This window comes from Micromonospora violae (genome assembly GCF_004217135.1).
GTDB classification, from domain to species: Bacteria; Actinomycetota; Actinomycetes; order Mycobacteriales; family Micromonosporaceae; genus Micromonospora; species Micromonospora violae.
Map to the genome: position 1 here is coordinate 2,044,459 of NZ_SHKK01000001.1, position 17,092 is coordinate 2,061,550.

Annotated in this window: 17 protein-coding genes; 13 read left to right on the plus strand and 4 right to left on the minus strand. The window is 72.4% G+C overall.

Annotation, left to right across the window (positions count from 1 at the left end; genetic code table 11):
* Positions 1-59: 59 nt before the first annotated feature.
* The 4 genes from EV382_RS09305 (at position 60) to ileS (ending at position 5,298) form a co-directional block, all read left to right on the plus strand.
* A complete protein-coding gene (locus EV382_RS09305; protein WP_130401167.1) occupies positions 60-401 on the plus strand; it encodes a hypothetical protein in 342 nt (113 codons plus the stop codon).
* Complete coding sequence (locus EV382_RS09310; RefSeq protein ID WP_130401168.1) at positions 398-1,189, plus strand: metallophosphoesterase; 792 nt, start codon at positions 398-400, stop codon at positions 1,187-1,189. Before EV382_RS09305 ends, EV382_RS09310 begins: the two co-directional genes overlap by 4 nt.
* Before the next feature lie 20 nt (positions 1,190-1,209).
* Positions 1,210-1,872, plus strand: coding sequence for a hypothetical protein (locus EV382_RS09315; RefSeq protein ID WP_130401169.1), 663 nt, complete (start codon positions 1,210-1,212; stop codon positions 1,870-1,872).
* A 279-nt stretch (positions 1,873-2,151) separates the two neighbouring features.
* Complete coding sequence (gene ileS / locus EV382_RS09320) at positions 2,152-5,298, plus strand: isoleucine--tRNA ligase (RefSeq protein WP_244236604.1); 3,147 nt, start codon at positions 2,152-2,154, stop codon at positions 5,296-5,298.
* Positions 5,299-5,317: 19 nt separating this feature from the next.
* Here ileS and EV382_RS09325 read toward each other — a convergent pair whose 3' ends face one another.
* Together EV382_RS09325 and EV382_RS09330 are read right to left on the minus strand one after the other, a co-directional pair.
* Entirely contained in the window at positions 5,318-6,214 is an 897-nt protein-coding gene (locus tag EV382_RS09325; RefSeq protein WP_130401171.1) for an aldo/keto reductase, read from the minus strand.
* A gap of 73 nt (positions 6,215-6,287) precedes the next feature.
* Complete coding sequence (locus tag EV382_RS09330) at positions 6,288-7,541, minus strand: MFS transporter (RefSeq protein WP_130401172.1); 1,254 nt, start codon at positions 7,539-7,541, stop codon at positions 6,288-6,290.
* A 160-nt stretch (positions 7,542-7,701) separates the two neighbouring features.
* Between EV382_RS09330 and EV382_RS09335 the strand changes: the two genes are divergently transcribed.
* Positions 7,702-8,691: a LacI family DNA-binding transcriptional regulator gene (locus EV382_RS09335; protein WP_130401173.1), complete on the plus strand. Its 990-nt coding sequence runs from the start codon at positions 7,702-7,704 to the stop codon at positions 8,689-8,691.
* Positions 8,692-8,782: 91 nt separating this feature from the next.
* A complete protein-coding gene (locus tag EV382_RS09340) occupies positions 8,783-9,511 on the plus strand; it encodes an alpha/beta hydrolase (RefSeq protein WP_130401174.1) in 729 nt (242 codons plus the stop codon).
* A 12-nt stretch (positions 9,512-9,523) separates the two neighbouring features.
* Here the strand turns inward: EV382_RS09340 and EV382_RS09345 are convergent, their stop codons facing one another.
* Positions 9,524-10,648, minus strand: a complete 1,125-nt coding sequence (locus tag EV382_RS09345) for an FUSC family protein (RefSeq protein WP_130401175.1) — start codon at positions 10,646-10,648, stop codon at positions 9,524-9,526.
* A 346-nt stretch (positions 10,649-10,994) separates the two neighbouring features.
* Here EV382_RS09345 and EV382_RS32670 point away from each other — a divergent pair, with 346 nt between their 5' ends.
* The gene (locus EV382_RS32670; RefSeq protein WP_165435751.1) at positions 10,995-11,138 is read left to right on the plus strand and encodes a hypothetical protein; all 144 of its coding nucleotides are present in this window, start codon (positions 10,995-10,997) and stop codon (positions 11,136-11,138) included.
* Here the strand turns inward: EV382_RS32670 and EV382_RS09350 are convergent.
* Entirely contained in the window at positions 11,125-11,754 is a 630-nt protein-coding gene (locus EV382_RS09350) for a TetR/AcrR family transcriptional regulator (protein WP_130401176.1), read from the minus strand. The two genes, EV382_RS32670 and EV382_RS09350, sit on opposite strands and share 14 nt — an antisense overlap.
* A gap of 67 nt (positions 11,755-11,821) precedes the next feature.
* On the opposite strand from EV382_RS09350, the gene EV382_RS09355 reads away from it, so the two are divergent.
* The 6 genes from EV382_RS09355 (at position 11,822) to EV382_RS09380 (ending at position 17,092) form a co-directional block, all read left to right on the plus strand.
* Positions 11,822-12,982 (plus strand): FAD-dependent oxidoreductase, encoded by a 1,161-nt coding sequence (locus tag EV382_RS09355; RefSeq protein ID WP_130401177.1) that lies wholly within the window; start codon positions 11,822-11,824, stop codon positions 12,980-12,982.
* A gap of 243 nt (positions 12,983-13,225) precedes the next feature.
* A complete protein-coding gene (locus tag EV382_RS09360; RefSeq protein ID WP_130401178.1) occupies positions 13,226-14,011 on the plus strand; it encodes an LppM family (lipo)protein in 786 nt (261 codons plus the stop codon).
* Positions 14,012-14,152: 141 nt separating this feature from the next.
* The gene (locus tag EV382_RS09365; protein ID WP_130401179.1) at positions 14,153-14,497 is read left to right on the plus strand and encodes a hypothetical protein; all 345 of its coding nucleotides are present in this window, start codon (positions 14,153-14,155) and stop codon (positions 14,495-14,497) included.
* Positions 14,498-14,508: 11 nt separating this feature from the next.
* The gene (locus EV382_RS09370) at positions 14,509-15,117 is read left to right on the plus strand and encodes a glycine zipper family protein (protein WP_130401180.1); all 609 of its coding nucleotides are present in this window, start codon (positions 14,509-14,511) and stop codon (positions 15,115-15,117) included.
* Positions 15,114-15,812 (plus strand): carboxypeptidase-like regulatory domain-containing protein, encoded by a 699-nt coding sequence (locus EV382_RS09375; RefSeq protein ID WP_130401181.1) that lies wholly within the window; start codon positions 15,114-15,116, stop codon positions 15,810-15,812. Before EV382_RS09370 ends, EV382_RS09375 begins: the two co-directional genes overlap by 4 nt.
* 23 nt (positions 15,813-15,835) lie before the next feature.
* Positions 15,836-17,092 (plus strand): phage tail sheath family protein, encoded by a 1,257-nt coding sequence (locus EV382_RS09380; RefSeq protein WP_130401182.1) that lies wholly within the window; start codon positions 15,836-15,838, stop codon positions 17,090-17,092.

Here is a 17,092-nt window from a genome sequence, read left to right on the forward strand (position 1 = left end):
CCTGCCAAAGATTGGCAGGCATTGGTTGCCGGCCAGCGGTGCCCCCTACCGTGGCGGCCATGGTGACGCTCGACGAGACGGTTCGGCGGTTGGCCGCCGACCGGGACGTGTTGATGGACCGGACCGCGGATCGCACCGAGGAGGAGCTGTCCGCAGGGTATCGGGTGCGGGGTGGCCCTCTGGGCCACTTCTGCGAATCGCTGCGTGACCTGGTGGCCCGGGGAGCGCTGATCGACGACCTGAGCCGATACGATGAACAGCGGTGGTCGGCGCCGGTCAATCTATCGGACGGGACGTCACGGTCGATGGGCGAGCTGGCGCGGCACGTCATGACCGTCCCGGGTCATGAGCCGTACTGGCACGCGGCGATCCACCTGGGTGAGCTGGCGGCAGCGGCATGACGCCGCTGTACGTGGCGGCGGACATCCACGGTCACCGGTCCGAGTTCTGGGAGGCACTTCGCGAGGCCGGGCTCGTCGACAGCACCGGCCAGTGGTCCGGGGGCGGCGCGCGGTTGTGGCTGCTCGGTGACTACGTCGATCGCGGCCCGGACGGGATCGGCGTCATCAACGACGTCCAGCGGCTCGCCGTCTCGGCACGTGCGGCGGGTGGCCACCTCGGGGCCCTGGTGGGCAACCACGAGGTGCAGTTGCTCGCCGCGCACTGGTTCGGCACCACGCCCGTTGCCGGCTGGGACGAGCCCGGCGGGTTCCGGGGTGGCTGGGCCCGGTTCGGCGGACGTGAGAAGGACCTTCATCAGCTGACGCCATCACATGTCGAGTGGATGACGCGGCTGCCCGCGGTCACGGTCGTCGACGGGTTCCTGCTGGTGCACTCCGACACCGCCCGATACCTGGAGTTCGGCTCCAGTGTGGCCACCGTGAACGCGGCGGTCACCACGGCCCTCGACTCCGGCGATCCCGCGACCTGGCTGACCCTCTGTGGCCGGATGAGCGATCGGGGCGCCTTTCGGGACGCCACGCCGGCGAGCCCGGACGATCGGGTGTCGATGATGCTGCGCACGCTCGGGGGCAACGTGCTCGTCCACGGCCACAGCACCCTCACCAAGCACTTCGGTGTGGCACCGCAGGATGTCACAGCTGCGCTGCGGTACGCCGACGGCAGGGTCATCGCCATCGACGGCGGCGTCCATGAGGGCGGCCGGGTCCTGGTCACCCGGCTTCGCTGACCCTGGCTAAGCTCCCTGACGTGCTGGAGGACGTGCGGACGGCGGCCCGCAACAACGCCGAGTGGTGCGACATCGTCTGCGGCAGCCATGGGCTGGTCGGCCGTACCGACGCCGACGCCTGGTCTGTCCCCCGCCGCTCGCCTCCGTGGTACCCGGACGCGGTCACCCTGCGACCGGGCGTCGACGCCGAGGCCCTGCTGGCCCGGATCGACGCCGGGCCCGGCGCGTCGGTGAAGGACAGCTTCGCCGACCTCGACCTGTCCGGGTACGGATTCCGTGTGCTCTTCGACGCGCAGTGGATCCACCGGCGACCAGCGGACCTGCCGGGCGACGCACCCCTCGACCCGGTCACCACCACTGACGGCCTGGCGTCCTGGGCGGCGGCACAGGGCGGTGGGAGCCTGTTCCGGCCCGCGCTCCTGGCCGACCCACGGGTACGGGTGCTCGCCCGCCACGACCACCGGGGTGAGATCACCGGCGGGGCGGTGCTCAGCGGTGGCGGTCCGTACGGTGTCTCCAACCTGTTCACCCGCACCGACTGCTCCCGCGACATCTGGGGCGCGGTGTGCGCCACCGTTCCCGATGCGCCGCTGGTCGGCTACGAGACCACCCCGGACCTGACGCCGGCGCTCTCCGCTGGCTTCGCCACCACCGGTCCGCTGCGCGTCTGGTTGCACGGCTAGCGCTCCGGCCACGGGTCCTCCGCACGGACCGCTATGCTGCACGGCATCGGCACCGATCCGGCCATCACCGGGGAGCCTCCGGAAGAACGGGCAGCTCGCTGCCTCAGTAGAACCGGACGTAGCGGCACGTCACGTCGCGGAAATCGAGCGGCGCCCGCACGGTCGGGGCGCAAGCGGGGTGGTACCGCGGAGTCCTGGCCCTACGCCCGGCGCTTCGTCCCCGCGTGGGCAGTGAGCTGATGCCCGCGTGAGCGGATGTGGAGTGTAGGGAGAGTGTCGGTGCCGGACGGTCCGTCGAAGTCGCCATTCGTGCCACTACCCACCAAGATCGACTTTGCGGTGCTGGACCGTGCGGTCATCGAGTGGTGGCAGGCCAACAACGTGTTCAGCCGGAGCCTGGAGCAGACGGCCGACGGGACGCCGTGGGTGTTCTACGAGGGGCCGCCGACCGCCAACGGCACACCGGGCACCCACCACATCGAGGCGAGGGTCTTCAAGGACCTGTTTCCCCGGTACCGGACGATGCGGGGCTTCTCGGTGCCACGCCGCGCCGGGTGGGACTGTCACGGCCTGCCGGTCGAGCTCGCGGTCGAGAAGGAACTGGGCCTCGGCGGCAAGCCCGACATCGAGAAGATGGGCATCGCCGAGTTCAACGCGCACTGCCGCACCTCGGTGCTTCGGCACGTCGACGAGTTCGTCCAGCTCAGCGAGCGGATGGGTTACTGGATCGACCTGGAGCATCCGTACGAGACGATGTCACCGGAGTACGTGGACAGCGTCTGGTGGTCGCTGAAGCAGATCCACGACGGCGGACGTCTGGTGGAGGACTTCCGGGTCGCGCCGTACTGCACCCGCGACGGCACGACCCTGTCCGACCACGAGGTGGCGCAGGGGTACGAGACGGTCACCGACCCGTCGGTGTACGTGCGGTTCCCGGTGCGCGGCGACGTGGCCGGACACCGCGGCGTCGACCTGCTGATCTGGACCACCACCCCGTGGACCCTGGTGTCCAACACCGCCGTCGCCGTCCACCCCGACGTGACGTACACGGTCGCCCGCACCGAGCAGGGCACGTTCGTCGTCGCCGAACCGCTGACCGGGCGGGTCCTCGGCGACGAGGCGGAGATCCTGGCGACCGTGCCGGGGTCGGCCCTGGAGGGTCTGCGGTACGAGCGACCGTTCGACCTGGTGGACATCCCGGACGCACACCGGGTGGTCCTCGCCGAGTACGTCACCACCGAGGACGGCACCGGCCTGGTGCACCAGGCGCCGGCCTTCGGCGCGGACGACCTCGCCGTGTGCCGCGCGTACGGGTTGCCGCTGGTGAACCCGGTCGCCCCGAACGGGCGGTTCAACGACGGCATCGACCTGGTCGGCGGCGTGTTCTTCAAGGACGCCGACGCGTTGCTCATCGACCGTCTCCGCACGTCGGGTCGGTTGTTCCGGCATGAGCCGTTCGAGCACCCCTACCCGCACTGCTGGCGGTGCCACACCCCGCTGATGTACTACGCGCAGCCATCCTGGTACATCCGGACCACCGAGGTCCGCGACGAGCTGACGCGGGAGAACGAGAAGACCAACTGGTTCCCGGAGCACATCAAACACGGCCGGTACGGCGACTGGCTGAAGAACAACATCGACTGGGCGGTGTCCCGCTCCCGGTACTGGGGCACCCCGCTGCCGCTGTGGCGGTGCCCGGACAACCACGTGACCGCTGTCGGTTCGCGTACGGAACTCGGAGAGCTGGCCGGCGCCGACCTGTCCGAGCTGGACCCGCACCGCCCGTACGTCGACGAGATCACCTTCGCCTGCCCGGACTGCGACCGGACCGCCACCCGCGTCTCCGAGGTCATCGACGCCTGGTACGACTCCGGAGCGATGCCGTTCGCGTCGGTGGGTTACCCCCACGTGCCGGGTAGCAGGGAAATCTTCGAGCGCACCTACCCGGCGCAGTACATCTGCGAGGCGATCGATCAGACGCGGGGGTGGTTCTACACGCTGATGGCGGTGGGCACGCTGGTCTTCGACCGGTCCCCGTACGAGAACGTCGTCTGCCTCGGGCACATCCTGGCCGAGGACGGCCGCAAGATGAGCAAACACCTGGGCAACATCCTGCTGCCGATCCCGTTGATGGACACGCACGGCGCCGACGCGGTGCGCTGGTTCATGGCCTGCTCCGGCTCACCGTGGTCGCCGCGCCGGATCGGGCCCGGCCCACTCGACGAGATCGTCCGCAAGGTGTTGATGACGTACTGGAACACCGCGGCGTTCTTCTCCCTCTACGCGGCCAACTCGACGTGGGCGCCGCACCTGGCGCAGCCGGTCGCCCAGCGACCGGTGTTGGACCGCTGGATCGTCGGCGAGGTCCACGCCCTCGCGGCCGCCGTGGACGAGCGCATGCGGAACTACGACACGGCGCGCGCCGGCCGACTGCTCGCCGACTTCATCGACGACCTGTCGAACTGGTACGTGCGGCGCTCGCGGCAGCGTTTCTGGGAGGGCGACCCCGACGCGCTCACCACCCTGTACGAGTGCCTCGACATCCTCACTCGGCTGCTCGCGCCGTTCATTCCCTTCGTCACGGAGGAGGTGTGGCAGCAGGTCGTCCGGCGGGGGGCCGCGTCGGCCCCGGAGTCGGTGCACCTGGCGACCTGGCCCACCCCCGACACCGCGCTGATCAGCACGGAGTTGTCGGCCCAGGTGGCGGCGGCGCGGGCGTTGGCGGAGGCGGGCCGGTCCGCGCGCAAGGCGAGCAGTCTGCGGATCCGTCAGCCGTTGCGCCGCGCACTGGTGGGGCTGCCGGCCGGCACCGTGCTCCCGCAGGCGTTGCTGGACGACATCGGCGACGAGTTGAACGTCAAGGTCCTCGAACCGCTCGATCCCCAGAGCGGGGTCATCGACGTGCAGGTCAAGGCGAACTTCCGGACCCTGGGCCGCCGGTTCGGCAACCGCACCCAGCACGTCGCGAAGGCCATCGCCGGCGTGGCCGCCCGGGAGTTGGTCGATGGCGTCCGCGCGAACGGGACGTACCCGCTGTCGGTCGACGGTGACCAGGTCGAGGTGGGCCTGGACGATCTCCTGATCACGGAGGTGCCGCGCACCGGTTGGGTGGTGGAGTCCCAGCGCGGCGCGACGATCGCGTTGGACACCGAGATCACCCCCGAACTGGCCGCCGAGGGCGTCGCACGCGATGTGGTCCGCATCGTCCAGCAGGCCCGCCGCGACGCTGACTTCGAGGTGTCCGACCGGATCACGGTGGCGATCGCCGCCCCCGCCGAGGTGGCGGCGGCGATCGCCACGCATCAGTTGCTCATCGCGCACGAGACCCTCGCGCTCCAGCTGACCGTGGTGGACGCGTTGTCGGAGGGCTTCTCCGGCACCGTGGGCAACGGCTACGAGGTCGTCGTCCACGTCGTGCGGGCCTGAGCGGTAGCGGGGCGGCCGGTCACCGCAGCTGGGTCAGGTCCTCCGGGGTCAGGCGCAGGGCACCGGCCGCCACGTTCTGCACCAGGTGCTCCGGGTCCGCGGTGCCGGGGATGGCCAGCACGTGGCGGCCCTGGTGCAGGGTCCAGGCGAGGCGTACCTGGTGCGGGGTGACGCCGTGCGCGCGGGCGACCGTCTCGACGGCCTCGCTGCGCGTGGCGTTCACGCCCGCCTCCCGCCCGGTGCCGGCCAGGGCGAAGAACGGCACGTAGGCGATGCCCCGCTCACCGCAGAGCCGCACGAGCGCGTCCTGCTCCCGGTAGGCGTCCACCCCGTAGTTGTTCTGCACGCAGACCACCGGCGCGATGCCGGCCACCTCGTCCAGCTGCTCGGGGCGGACGTTGGAGAGGCCGAGGTGCCGGATCAGCCCTTCGGCCCGCATCTCGGCGAGCGCGCCGAACCGGTCGGCCAGCGGCACCGGGCCCGACCCCCGGCCGAGGCGCAGGTTCACCACGTCGAGCTGGTCGCGGCCGAGCCGGCGAAGGTTCTCCTGGACCTGGGCCCGCAACTGCGCTGCGGTGAGCGCCTCGGTGAAACCCGCCTCCGGGTCGTACCCGAAACCGACCTTGGTGGCGATCACCAGTTCCTCCGGGTACGGGGCGAGCGCCGCGCGGATCAACTCGGTGGCGTAGCGGGCCGGGCCGGTGCCGACGCGCAGGGTGCCGCCGGGCGAGACGTAGAACGCGGCCGTGTCGATGTGGTTGACGCCCAGCTCCACGGCGCGGCGCAGCAGGGCGACGGCCCGGTCACGGTCGGGGTTCGCGGTGATCCGCATGGAGCCGAAGCCCATCCTGTGCACGGTGCGATCGCCCAGGGTCCAGGTGCCCGCCCCGGCGGCGGTGATCTTGTCGGTTGGCATCGGGCGACCGTAACCAGCACGGGTGCGCGGCGCAGTCGGCCACACACCCGATACCGCCCGGCGGCGGGGTGGGTTAGTTTCTTATGGCGGACGAAGCCGGGTGCGGCGGGCGCAGCACCGGCACCAGCAACAGGGTCGGCAGCAGCAGCAGCGGCACCGCCAGCAGCGCCCGCAGGGTGCCGACCTGGTCGCCGATCAGCCCCAGCAACGGCGGGCCACCGAGGAACGCGGTGTAGCCGATCACCGCGACCACGCTCACCCGCACCGCCGCGTGCGCCTCGTCGTCGGCCGCCGCGCTCATCCCGACCGGGAAGCCCAGTGACGCCCCGAGGCCCCACAGCGCGACGCCGATGATGGCCACCGGCCCGGAACCCGCCAGTACGGCCAGGCCGGCGCCGACCACGGCGAGCCCGATGGTGGCGCTGAGCACCGGCACCCGACCCCACCGGTCCAACGCGACGGTGCCGGCGGTGCGCCCGACGGTCATGCCCACCACGAAGACGGCGAAGACCGCCGCGCCGGCCGCCTCGCTCAGGTCCCGTCCGTCGATGAACGCAACGGCCAGCCAATCGTTGGCGGCGCCCTCGGTGAAGGCCGCCACCAGCACGAACAGCCCGATCAGCAGGGTGCGCGGTTCCCGCCAGGCGGCGAGTTGCGCCCGGCGCCGGGCGGCCGGGGTGGCGTCCGCCGGGTCGCCGGGGTGGTCGCTGCCCACCGGCAGGTAGGTCCGGGCGGCGAGCGCGGTGCCGGTCAACACGATCACCGCCACCGCCACCAGGTGCGCGCCGACCGACACGTCGAACCGGGCCGCCCCCGCGCCGAGCGCCGCTCCGGCCACCGAGCCGAGGCTCCAGCCCGCGTGGAAGCGGGGCATGATCGTACGGCCCAGCCGCCGTTCCACCGCCGCGCCCTCGACGTTCATCGCCACGTCGCAGGCGCCGGAGCCGTAGCCGAAGGCGACCAACCCCACGGCGACGACCGCGAACGAACCGGTCATCGTGGCGCCCAGCCCCGCCACCGTCAGGCCGACCGCGACCAACGCGGTGGCCATCGTGACGGTGCGGGCCGCGCCGAATCGCTGGGCGAGCAGGCCGGCGGTCGGCATGGCGAGCAGCGCACCGACGCTCATCGCCAACAGCAGCAGCCCGAGTCGGCCGGCGGAGAGGTCCAACGCCTCACGGACCGCCGGGACGCGGGAGAACCAGCTGCCGACGGCGAGCCCGTTGAGGGTGAAGGTGCCAGCGACGCCGTTGCGGGCGAGCCGCACCGTCCGCACCGTCAGCGGTGCGGTGTCGCGGGTTTCGGGTCGACTGGTGGGGGCGCTCACGAGGGTGGGTCCTCTTTCTCGGGGTGATCTCCTGGCACGATCGCACACCTGAGAGCGCTACCACCACAACCGGCAACCGCCCCTTACCGCTGCTGTTTCGGCCGGGGCATGATGTGCGCAGGCGATTGTCCGACCGGACGAGCCACCCCGGGAGGCGACGATGACGACAGCGGCACACCGACCGGCCACTCTTGAGGACGTGGCCCGGGTTGCCGGGGTGTCCCGGTCCACCGCGTCGCGGGTGGTCGCCGGCACGGGGTTCGCCTCACCGGCCGCCCGCAGACAGGTCACGGCAGCCGTGGACCAGCTCGGCTACGTGCCCAACCCGGCCGCCCGGGCGCTGGTCCGCGGCGGCGGCGTACGCCTGGCCGTGGCCGTCCTGGGCACCAGCGCCGCGGTGCTGGACGACCCGTACGTGCACCAGGTGGTCGGCGCCGCCGCCCGGGTGTGCACGCCCGCCGGTGTCGGGGTGGCGCTGTACTGGCTGCCGTTCGGCGACCCCCGCAGCCTCGACCAACTCGACGGGGACCGCAGCGTGTGCGGGGTGATCCTGGTCAACACCACCGAGGAGTTGCTGGAGGCGGTGCCCCGGTCGCTGCACGGTCGGGTGGTCTCGATCGGCGTCGGCTCAGCGGCCGTGCCGTCGTTCGACGTCGACAACGCGGCCGGCTCCGAGGCGGTGCTGCGCCACCTGTACGCCACGGGTCGCCGCCGGATCGCCATGGTGACCGGCCCCCGGTGGCTGCCCTGCGCGCAACGCCCCGTGCGGACGTACCGTCGGCTCATGGCCGAGGCGGGCCTACCGGAACGGATCCTCCCCGGGGACTTCCGGGCGGCGCGCGGCCGGACGGCGGCCGGCGAGGCGCTGCGCCGTTGGCCGGACATCGACGCCATCTACGCGATCAGCGACGACACCGCGCTCGGGGTGATCGCGGGCCTGCGGGACGCCGGTGCGCGGGTGCCCTCCGACGTGGCGGTGGCCGGCTTCGACGACATTCCGCTGGCCGGGATGACCGCCCCGGCGCTGACCACGGCCAGTCATCCGGTGGGCCGCATCGCCGCCGCGGCGGCGACCGCCCTGTTGGACGGGCGCCCGGCGGCTCCGGTGACCCTCTTCCCGTCCGCCCTGGTGGCACGGGCCAGCGCCTGAGTCGACGCGCGGTGCAGGACGCCGACGGTTAACCCCGGACGGGCCGGGTAACCGCGTCGGACCTTTCGTCCACCGCGAGGAGCACCGAGACGTGTCCGACTCCGCGCCGTCGCACTGGGACGCGCCGCCGAGCCCCCGCGACGGCCGGTTGACCGCCCGCCGCCACCCGCCGGGGACGCCGGGCCGCACCGGGCTCGTGCCGATGACCGGCCCCGACGGCGATCGGCTGGCCCTCGGGTACGCCCCGGAGCCGGCGACCGACGCTTCGGCGTACCGGTTGGTGCTGCTCCTGCACGGCGCGGGCGGCTCGGCGCGACAGGGGCTGGACCTGCTGTTGCCGGTCGCGGACGCGCAGCGGCTGCTGCTGGTCGCCCCGGACTCGTCGGCGGCCAGTTGGGACCTGATCGCCGGTGGCTTCGGGGCGGACGTGGGGCGTATCGACGGGCTGCTGGCGACCGTGTTCGACAGCTACCCGGTGTCCGACGTGACGGTCGGCGGCTTCTCCGACGGCGCTTCCTACGCACTGTCGTTGGGCCTGGCGAACGGCGATCTGATCGACGCGGTGCTGGCTTTCTCCCCCGGTTTCGCCGCGCCACCGGTCACCCACGGTCGACCCCGGATCTTCATCTCGCACGGCGTCGACGACCGGGTGCTGCCCATCGACGTGTGCAGCCGCCGCCTCGTACCCCACCTGCACGGCCTCGGCTACGACGTGACCTACGAGGAGTTCCCCGGCGGCCATGACATCCCCACCCCGATCCGGGATTCCGCCGTCACCTGGCTCACCGCCCATCCCCCACGGGCCGGGACACCGCAGTGATCGGTGCGGACGTCAGATCGGGGGGAGGCCGAGGGCATCGTCGACGCGGGCGAGGACGGCGGCGTCGTCCTGCGGGTTGACGCCGCGCAGCAGGTCGATGGCGGTGGCCCGGACCTGACCGATGATCATTGCCAGGGGAAGGGTCTGCGTGGAGCCGAAGAGGTGCCCGGCGACGCGCACGGCCGCCAACGCCGACTCGTCGGCCCGGGTGGCGTACCGGTCGGCGGTCTCCTCCTCCCCGTTCAGGTCGGCGGCGAGGGCGGCTCCGGCCGAACGGACCGCCTCGGCCAGGGACCGCAGGGCGGCGCCCAACTCGGGCGGGGCCGGGGTGTGCGACCGGCTGAGGGTCACGCCCGCGCGGGCCAGCACCCGGACGTTGCGGACCGCGTAGTCGATCTGCCGGATCGACTCGTCCACCGAGCGCAGCCGACCGAGGTGCCGGCGTCGACGGACGTTGAGCCGCAGCGCCTCACCGGCGGCCAGCACTCCGTCGCGCAGCCCGGCCACCCGGGCGTCCATCCCCCGCGCCTGCCGCAGCGCGGCCACCGTCGCCGGCTCGTCGCGGTCATCCAGCGCGTCGGCGATGCTGCCCAGCAACCCGGCCAGTTCGTCGAAGGTCCGCCGCACCTCGGCGATCAGCGGCGCCAGCGGATGCCGGGCGTCGACCAGCAGGCTGGCCGCGAGCGCGACCGCGCCGCCGACCAGCGCGTCGACGAACCGGAACGGCACCAGCGACCCGTCCGGCGGTGCGACCACCACCAGGTAGAGGGCGGAGACCGCCGCCTGCACCAGCGTCACGCCGGTGGCGCCGAAGGCCACCGCGAGCAGAACGGTGAGCAGAATGACGGTGAAGACCGTCCAGGTGCTGCCGGGGCCGAGCGCCTGCACCACCAGGTCGGCGACGAGCACCCCGGCGGCGACGCCGAGGACGACCTCGACGGCCCGACGGATGCGCTGCCCCCGGGCCTGACCGAGGACGATCAGCGCGGCGGCCGGCGCGAAGAAGGGCTGTGGGTGCCCGAGCAACCGGGTGGCCAGCAGCCATGCCACGGTCGCCGAAACGGTCGCCTCCAGCACCGGCCGCCAGCCGTGCCGCAGCCGCCCGCCGGCCGTCCGCAGGCCGCTGAACCGCACCATCGCCCAACCTCTCCCCACCCGCGCCACGCGCCCCGGTCCGCCCCTGCCCCTGCCCAGCCCTGCCGGGCCGGGCGGCCGAGGCGAACCCCGGGGTCATAGCCTGGGACGCCGTCACCCCCGGCACCACCGCCAACCCACGACACCGCCGGCCCACCTGCGTAGGCCCGTCCGCTTCCCCTTTGGAGCTGATGCCGTAGACGAATCAGGCGCGATGCCGCAAACGATCAAGCTCGCGGCCGTCAACGGATCAAGCTCGATGTCGCAAACGGATCTGGCTCGATGTCGTAAACGATTCAGCTCCAAAGGCCAACCCACCGCACCACGCCGGCGGCCCACGGTATCCGAGGTGATCGTCTCCCATCACGCGTCGGACCTGCTCACCGGGCTGCCCCGGCACCCCCGCCCGGGTGCCGGCGCGCCCACGCTCTCGACAGACCGCGCCGCCGGGCCCGCCTCGACGGTCTGCGGTCTGCGGGTCAGCCTCCGGTGAGGGCGTGCAACAGCGTGCGGACGGCGGCGCTCAGGTCGGCGCGGCTGGCCGCGCTGCCGGGCTGCGGGGCGGTGAGCGCGCCCGCGCCGGCCAGTCGGTCGAAGAGAAGCCCGTCCACGAATGCGACGAACTGGTCCCCCTGCCGATCGGGGTCGGTCGCCCCGGCCCGGGTCAGTAGGTCCCGGGCCTGCATCCGCAGGCCGGTGCCGTGCTGCAGGATGCTGCGCAGCTCGGGCCGGTGCACCGCCTCCAGCAGGCAGGCGTAGCGGGCGAGGCTTCGGCTGCGTCCGGTGCTCAACCAGCGGTCGAGCACCTCGGCGACGCCGGCGGCCAGCGCGTCGAGGTCGGCGCTGTCGAGCCGGGGGGCGGGCGCCGGGGGTGGCAGGTCGGTCGGCAGGTCGTACGCGGCCAGGTCGGCCCGGTCCCGTTCGGCGAGCCGGCCCACGACCGCCTCGATCAGCGCCTGACGGGTCCGCAGGTACGCGGAGGTGGTGCCCGGCGGCACTCCGGCGCGGCCGTCGACCGCCCGGTGGGTCAGGGCTCGCATGCCACCGTCGGCGATCAGTTCGATGGCCGCGTCGGTCAACGTCGTGACCCGGTTCGCCCGCGCCGTCATGGCGCTCCCCCTTCCCGTTGGTCCGCAGGCAGTATTACTCTTCTACAGCTGTAGAAGGAGGATCGACATGGACTCAGACGCGGTGGTGGTGGGCGGCGGTATCGGCGGATTGAGCGCGGCGCTCGCCCTGCACCGGCACGGGTGGCGGGTCACCGTGCTGGAGCGCGCCCCCGAGCTGCGCGAGGTCGGCGCCGGCCTGAGCCTGATGGCCAACGCGGTGCGCGCGCTGGACGCCCTCGGCCTCGGCCCGGCCCTGCGCCGCAGCGGACACGGCGAGGCACCCGGCGGAATCCGCAACCGGCACGGGCGGTGGCTGTCCCGGGTGGACGCCACGGAGATGGTCCGGCAGCTGGGCACCACGGCGCTCGGCGTGCACCGGGCCACGCTGCACCGCACCCTGCGCGAGGCCCTGCCCGCCTCATCCCTGCACACCGACGCCGCGGTGGAGCACGTCGAGTCCGGCCCGGACCGTGCCGAGGTGCGCTTTCGGAGGCAGGACGGCGTGCACAGCCTGAGCGCCGATCTGGTGGTCGGCGCCGACGGCCTGCGCAGCCGGGTCCGCGCCCAACTCTGGCCGCACCACGCTGGCCCGGTGTACGCCGGATCGACGACGTGGCGAGCGGCCATCGCGTTCCCGGACCCGGTCCCGGCCGCCATCAGCTGGGGGCGGGGCGCCGAGTTCGGCATGGTGCCGATCGGCGACGGCCAGCTCTACTGGTACGGCGCGCTGAACGCCCCACCCGGCGGCCACGCCCCTGACGAGCTGACGGCCCTGCGGGAGCACTTCGGCGACTGGCACGACCCCATCCCGGCGTTGCTCGCGGCCACCCCACCCGACGTCGTGCTGCGCAACGACATCCATTACCTGCCCGTGCCGTTGCCCTCGTACGTGCGGGGACGGGTGGCGCTGCTCGGCGACGCCGCCCACGCGATGACACCCAACCTCGGGCAGGGCGCCGGGCAGGCCATCGAGGACGCGGTGGTGCTCGGCGCGGTCTGCGCGGGCGGCGCCGAGGGGTTGCCGGCCGCCCTGGCCGCGTACGACGAGCAGCGCCGACCGCGCAGCCAGGCCGTTGCCCGGGCCTCCCTCACCGCCGGCCGATTCGGACAGCAGCTGCACCACCCGCTCGCTGTCGCGATGCGGGACACCGCGTTGCGGCTCACCCCGGGCCGGGTAGCCCTGCGCAGCATGGCCCGCTACGCGGACTGGCGGCCGCCGGCGGGCTGAGCCGGCCCGGCGACCCGGCCGCCCCACAGCTCCCGCTCGGCGGTCCGCTCCGGACGCACGCGACGATTCTCATCCGACCAGACCATGGCCGACGACGAACCGTCGTCGCCCCAAAATTCCAGAATAGTCATTCGGGTCGTCGTCCGAACTAATCAAAGGCGACAGCGCGCCGGTACAATCGGCGACTTCGTTGTGACCGATCGCTGACTGCTGATGATGAAAGCGATCACACACACTGAGCGCATGAACAGGAGAGCCAACCGCGGTACGGCACTCCGCGTCGCGGTGTGCCTCCTTCTTCTCGCCGCACTGAGCGGCTGCATGCAACTCAACATGGGGTTGACCGTGAACGCCGACGACACGGTAGACGGGCAACTGCTGCTGACCGCCCAGAAGTCCGTGTTGACCTCCCGGAACAAGAACATCCCGGCGGCCTTCGCGGAGCTGCGACAGAACATCCCCGCCCTGCCGGCCGGAGAAGAGACCCTTTACCAGGACGACACTTTCTACGGCTCCCAGATCAGCTACCGCAAGGCGCCGCTGGCCGGTTTCGACACCGAGAGCGTGAAATTGATCAGGGACGGGGACCTGTACCGCTTCACACTGCCGCTCGACCCCAAGAAATACGGCGGAAAGGTTGCGGAACAGAATCCGCAAAACCAACAGGCGTTCCTCAAACTCATGTCGTTCGAGATCTCGGTGACCTTTCCCGGCCGGGTCATCGACAGCAATGGCACCGTCAACGGCCGATCGGTCAGTTGGAAGGTCGACCCGAACCAGGAGAAGCCGGCCGAGCTGCGGGCCGTGGCCGAGGCACCACCTCGACCGTCCACCTCGCCGGCCGCCGCCGGCGATGCGGACGATGCCGGGTTCCCCTGGCTGCTGGTCGTCGGCGGTGTCCTCCTCCTGCTGCTGCTCGCCGCGGTCGGCGTACTCCTGCTGCACCGCCGACGTCCCGCGGCGCCGGCTGCGGCACCCGGCCCGACCCCGCCGCCAGGCCCGCCCGCTGGCGCCCCGGGGCCTGGCTGATCCATCTGGTGGCCGGCCCGGCCGGCCACGCCCGGCCCCGGCCGCCCCCGACGCGACGGCGACCGGCCCCGGTGCCCCGAGGGGCACCGGCCCTCACCACCACCACATCCGGTCGCACCATCGCAGAAAAGGGGGATCGCCGTGAACGATCTCTACACCTGGGCAGCCCTGGGGAGCATCGCCGGCGCGAGCGCCGCCACCCTGCTGGCCACCAACGTCATCGGCGGGCTGATCGGCCCGAGCGGCGACAAGTACCGCAAGTGGATCGCCATCGCGATCGCGCTGCTGCTGTCCTACGTGACGGCGGCGTTCGCCGACGACGCCAGCGGCGAGAAGTGGGTCATCGCGTTCTTCAACGCGCTCGTCATCTTCTCCGCCGCGCTCGGCATCAACCAGCTCCCGCCCGGCAACCGGCAGGCGACCCAGCCGTCGCCGACCCAGGTCGCGCAGGGTCGCGAGCCCCGAATCTTCCGCTCCTGGGTCTGAGGGGTGCCGTCATGGTCTTCGGAATTCTCAGCGCGAGCGTTCAGGTCGGCTTCGGCGCCCTGCTCGGGTTCCTCGTTGGTGGCCCGATCGGCCTGCTGATCGGGGCCGTCGTGGGCCTGGTGGTCGGCGCGGTCTTCGGCTGGTCGGTGGCCTCCGCCGGGGTGTACGCCGCGGACGCCCGCGGCATCTTCCTCTTCGTCGTCGACCACACCTGGAGTCTGCTCAACACGGTCGTCGGCGCCATCTACCTGACCGTGCACCTGATCTTCGGGCACTCGCTGGACCGGCCCACGTCGCTGGGCAGCGGTCGGATCTGTGTGGTGGAGGGCGTCTCACCCCGGTACGCCACCACCATCGGCACCGTCTGCGCCGGCTCCAGCTCGGGCATCCAGCGGCACGAGGACGTGCACATCTTCCAGGGTCGCCTGCTCGGGCCGCTCTACATCCCGCTGGTCCTGGCCAACTACGTCCTGTTCACCATCGCGCCGGTGTGGCTGCTCTACCACGACCACACCAACGCGCCGATCAACCGCTTCACCCGGTACTTCGAGATCGGCGTCTACCCGCACGTGTGGAACGAGGCCATCGCGTACCGGATCCAGGGGACGCCGCCGCGATGAACACCCACGGGCGCGGACCGATCGAGACGGCCACCGCCGAACTGGTCACCTGGGTGACCCGCTCGGCGGGGGAACCCGTCGGAGTCGGCCCGCCCCGCGCGTGCGACGACGCCGACGGGCTCACCCTCTGGCCCCTCGAACTGCGCCCGGCCCGGCAGACCCGCTCCAGCGGCGCGGTCCGCGAACCGTACCGGTTCACGGTCCGCCACCTGCTCTGCGTCACCGGTCCGGCCGGGTTGCCCCGGCTGGACCGGGTGCTCACCGCCGCGACCACCGACGGCAGCTACCCCGTGGTGCTGGAGGCCGGAGACGCCGCACTGTGGACGGCGTTCGGCGCGGCACCCCGCCCGGCGCTGCTGATCGACGTGGCGGCGCAGGTGGACCATCCGACTCCGGCCGCACCGCCGGTGTTGCAACCGCTGCGGTTGCGGCACCTCGACGTGCGCAGCCTCAGTGGACGGGTGGTCGGTCCGCAGGACCAGCCACTGGCCGAGATGCGGGTGGAGCTGCCCGGCACCGGGTCGGTGGCCCGCACCGACCCCGAGGGTCGGTTCCTGATCGTCGGCGTCCCGCACGACCCCGAGCACCCGGGCCCGGTCCGACTGCGGTTGACCGGACGCGGGCTCGTCCTCACCGCCGACGTCGACGCGGGCGACGACGACATCGTCATCGTCTGCGCGCCACCGACCCACTGACACCCACCCGCACAGGAGGACCGATGCCCAGCTACTTCTCCCCCGGCATCTATGTCGAGGAGGTCCCCAGCGGCGCCCGACCGATCGGGCCGGCGAGCACCAGCATCGCCGCCTTCGTCGGCGTCGCCCCGGACCGCTCCGCCCACCTGGGCAAGGCGGTGCCGGTCAACAACTGGACGGAGTTCCTGCGACTCTTCGCCGCCGGCGAGCGGGTGGAGAGCACCCCGCTGGCCCGGGCGGTCTTCGGCTTCCTGGACAACGGCGGCGCCCGCTGCTGGGTGGTCAACGTCGGCGAGGGTGGTGCGATCACCGGCACCGGGCAGCGGCGCGGTGGCCTGCAACTGCTGGAGGCCGTCGACGAGATCTCCATCATCGCCGCGCCCGGCTTCCACGACGTGGTGTCCCACGAGGCGCTGCTCAGCATGGCCGAGCGCACCCGCACCATGGTCGCGATCTGCGACCCGGCACCGGACATCGACGACATCTCCGCGTTGACCCGGGTCGCCACGCCGTCGTCCGGCAAACCCCCCAAGCCCACCGAGGGCAGCGGCGGCGGCACGGCCGGTGGCGGGGGCGCGACCCAACCGGGCGGCTCCGGCGGGCACGACGGGCCGGCCTACCGGCCGCGGCAGTCCGAGTTCGGCGCGTTCTACTACCCCTGGCTGCGGGTACGCGACCCGATCAGCGGCGAGTTGGAACTCACCCCGCCGAGCGGGCACCTGGCCGGCATCTGGGCCCGCACCGACGCCCTGCGCGGTGTGCACAAGGCACCGGCCAACGAACCCGTACGCGGTGCCGTCGACCTGGGCTACCTGGTCACCCGGCCGGAACACGACGTGCTCAACCCCAAGGGCGTCAACGTGATCCGGTACTTCGCCGGCGAGGGCATCCGCGTCTGGGGCGCCCGTACGCTCGCCGCCGAGGCCAGCGAGTGGCGCTACCTCAACGTGCGACGCCTCAGCATCGCCATCGAGCAGGCCATCGCCAACGGCACCCGCTGGATGGTGTTCGAGCCCAACGACTTCACCCTGTGGCGCTCGATCCGGCGCGACATCGGGGCGTTCCTCACCCGGGTGTGGCGCGACGGCGCGCTGCTGGGGCGCAGCCCCGAGGAGGCGTTCTTCGTCAAGTGCGACGAGGAGACGAACCCGCCGGAGGTCCGCGACGCGGGCATGGTGATCGCCCACATCGGCATCGCGGTCGTCAAGCCCGCCGAATTCGTGGTGTTCAAGCTGAGCCAGTGGGCCGGCGGCACCGAGACCGAGACGATCGGAGGCTGA